Annotated in this window: 4 protein-coding genes; all 4 read left to right on the top strand. The window is 64.1% G+C overall.

Translation table 11 applies throughout. The annotated features are described in order from the left end of the window. Window positions 1-186, top strand: a 186-nt coding sequence (locus tag J0I64_RS08530) for a tautomerase family protein (RefSeq protein WP_291407159.1), incomplete at its 5' end; no start/stop codon positions are given. Then, complete coding sequence (locus J0I64_RS08525) at window positions 179-1,393, top strand: MFS transporter (protein ID WP_291407158.1); 1,215 nt, start codon at window positions 179-181, stop codon at window positions 1,391-1,393. The genes J0I64_RS08530 and J0I64_RS08525, both read left to right, overlap by 8 nt. Window positions 1,394-1,426: 33 nt before the next feature. Then, on the top strand, window positions 1,427-1,921 hold the full coding sequence (coaD, locus tag J0I64_RS08520) for a pantetheine-phosphate adenylyltransferase (RefSeq protein WP_291407157.1): 495 nt from the start codon (window positions 1,427-1,429) through the stop codon (window positions 1,919-1,921). Continuing rightward, window positions 1,921-2,505, top strand: a complete 585-nt coding sequence (locus tag J0I64_RS08515; RefSeq protein ID WP_291407160.1) for a peptidylprolyl isomerase — start codon at window positions 1,921-1,923, stop codon at window positions 2,503-2,505. Before coaD ends, J0I64_RS08515 begins: the two co-directional genes overlap by 1 nt. Window positions 2,506-2,637: the final 132 nt, after the last annotated feature.

Genomic DNA, 2,637 nt, shown 5'->3' with positions numbered 1-2,637 from the left:
CTGTTCACCGGCCGCAGCATCGAGGCGAAGCGCCGGCTCTATGCAGCGCTCGTCGCGGAGCTCAGCCCGTTCGGGCTCGCGCCGCATGATATCAAGGTCATCCTGCACGAGGTGCCCCGGGAAAACTGGGGGCTGACCGGCAAGCCGGCGAGCGAGATCGAGCTGGGTTTCAAGGTTGATGTCTGACGCGACCAAGGGCGGCTACGCCGCGCTTCTCAAACTGCCGGTGCCGCGGCGGCTGGCGCTTGCCAGCGTGCCGGCGGATTTTTCCGACTGGCTCGACTATGCAGCGGTCGTGGCGCTGGTGGTCTTCGCCTGGGGCGAGGGGCCCGTGGCGCTGGCCATGTTCGCGCTGGCGCTGAGCCTGCCCTATGTGCTGGTCGGGCCCTTCGTCGCCGTTTTGGTCGACCGCGCGCCAACGCGCAGCGTGCTGGTGCTGAGCAATCTCGGGCGTGGCCTCGCAACGCTTGGTTTTGCCTTTGCCGGAGACACATTGGTGCTCCTTGCGCTGGTTTTCCTGCGTGGCTGCATCGATTCTGCTTTCACCCCGGCGCGCCAGGCAGCGATCCAGGCCAGTACGCCCGAACATCTGCGCGGCGTAGCCAATGGCCTCCACCAGGCGATCAACCAGACTTCGAAAATTGCCGGTCCCGCGCTGGGTGGCCTCTTGCTGGCCTTCTGGCCGGCGCAGAACGTTTTCATGCTCAATGCCGGGCTCTCGCTCGTTGCAACGCTGATTGCCATCACCGTGGTGCTGCCCGCGCGGCCGGCGCCCGAAGGTGGACATGGGGCGTTCTTTACCGAGTCGCTCAAGGGGATAAGCGAGTTCCGGCGCAGCCGGCGGCTGATGGTGGCGCTGATCTTTTCGGCTTGCGCCTATTTCGCGTTCTTCCTCTATGACGCCCTGATCGCGCTGCTGGCGGAAGGCTTTGGGTTCGACGCCACTGCGTTCGGTCTCTCGATTTCCGCGTCTGGTCTTGGTGGCCTTGTCGGGGCGCTGGTGGCCGGTAGCATGGCGAGCAAGCGGCCAATGCTGGCCATGTCGCTGGCGGCGGTGATTTCGGGGGCAACGACGGTCGCGATCGCGGTTTCGGCGCTGATGGGCCTGTCGGTGCAGCTTCCGGCGTTTCTGCTGGTGCTCTGCTTCATGGGCGGGGCGACGGCATTCATGCTCGTGCCCTATCGTACCATCGTGCAGGAGGACGCGCCGCCCGACCGGATTGGCCGCGTTTTCGCCGCCGGCGAGGCGGTGATCACGACGACAATGCTGGCCGCGCCGCTGATCGGCAGTTTTATCGCCAGCCAGTGGGGCACGCCGGTGGCGTTTGTGGCCGGCGGCGTCGTGCTGGTCGTGCTGGGGGCCGTTACGCTTGCCTCACATCGCGGCGCGTGACAAAACCCGAATGAATACAAAAGGGAGGGGCCGATGAACGGTCTGGTTGGGTTTTATCCCGGTTCGTTCGATCCACTGACCAACGGGCATCTCGACGTCATCGAGCGCGCCTGCAAGCTGGTGGACACGCTGGTTGTCGGGGTGGGCGTCAGCGCCACCAAGAAGAACCCGTTGTTCTCCCACGCGGATCGCCACGCGATCCTGCAGCAGGCGCTGGGTCCGGTCGGCCTGCGGACCAATACCGAATTCAAGATCGTCGATTTCTCCGGCCTGATGGTGACGGCAGCGCGCGAACACGGCGCCAAGCTGATCATTCGAGGCCTCCGGGACACGACCGACTATAATTACGAGATGCAGATGGTGGGCATGAACGCGCAGATGGCGCCGGACCTGCAGACCGTTTTCCTGCCCTCGAGTCCGCCCGTGCGGCATATCTCGGCCACATTGGTGCGTCAGATCGCCGAGATGGGTGGTGATATTTCCGCCTTCGTTCCGCCAATCGTCCTCAAGGCTCTGAAAGCATCATGATGACCTTCTCCCGTCGCCTGTTCTCCGGCATCGCCGTTGCCGCCCTTGCCCTCGCCGCCGTGCCGGCCATGGCGCAGGGAGGCAAGCCGCATCTCATCCTGACCCTCGAAGACGGCACGGTTGATATCGAGCTGCTGCCAGAGATTGCGCCCAAGCACGTCGAACGCGTGATCGCGCTGACCGAGGCCGGCGATTATGATGGCGTGGTGTTCCATCGCGTGATCGATGGCTTCATGGCCCAGACCGGCGACGTGAAGTTCGGCAAGACCGGCGCTCCGGGCTTTGACCTGTCGCGTGCCGGCATGGGTGGTTCGGACCAGCCCGACGTCCAGGCCGAATTCAATTCGGAAAGCTTCCAGCGCGGTGTCGTCGGTGCGGCGCGTGCGCAGGACCCGAACTCGTTCAATTCGCAGTTCTTCATCACCTATGCCGACGCGAGCTTCCTCGACGGCCAGTACACCGTTTTCGGCAAGGTCGTGTCGGGTATGGAAGCCGTCGATGCGCTCGAAAAGGGCCCGCAGAGCGCCAATGGCGCCGTGGCCAACCCGGACAAGATCGAGAAGGCGACGATCGAATATAAGTAGAAAACTCAGCGTTTGCCGCTTCACCCCCTCCTGGCCTCCCCCATCAAGGGGGAGGTGCTGCATCCAGTTTGTGGCTGTACTTCACCTCAATCACCGGCCGGACACCTCCCCCTTGATGGGGGAGGTTGGGAG

Origin of the sequence: Devosia sp. (genome assembly GCF_017307565.1) — a bacterium.
In the GTDB taxonomy this organism is placed as follows: Bacteria; Pseudomonadota; Alphaproteobacteria; order Rhizobiales; family Devosiaceae; genus Devosia.
This window is presented reverse-complemented; position numbering and strand designations above follow the sequence as displayed.

What these genes read in the sequence shown, in the direction of transcription:
- J0I64_RS08525 (WP_291407158.1), top strand. Translation starts at nt 179, where the DNA reads ATGTCTGACGCGACCAAGGGCGGCTACGCCGCGCTTCTCAAACTGCCG.
- coaD (WP_291407157.1), top strand. Translation starts at nt 1,427, where the DNA reads ATGAACGGTCTGGTTGGGTTTTATCCCGGTTCGTTCGATCCACTGACC.
- J0I64_RS08515 (WP_291407160.1), top strand. Translation starts at nt 1,921, where the DNA reads ATGACCTTCTCCCGTCGCCTGTTCTCCGGCATCGCCGTTGCCGCCCTT.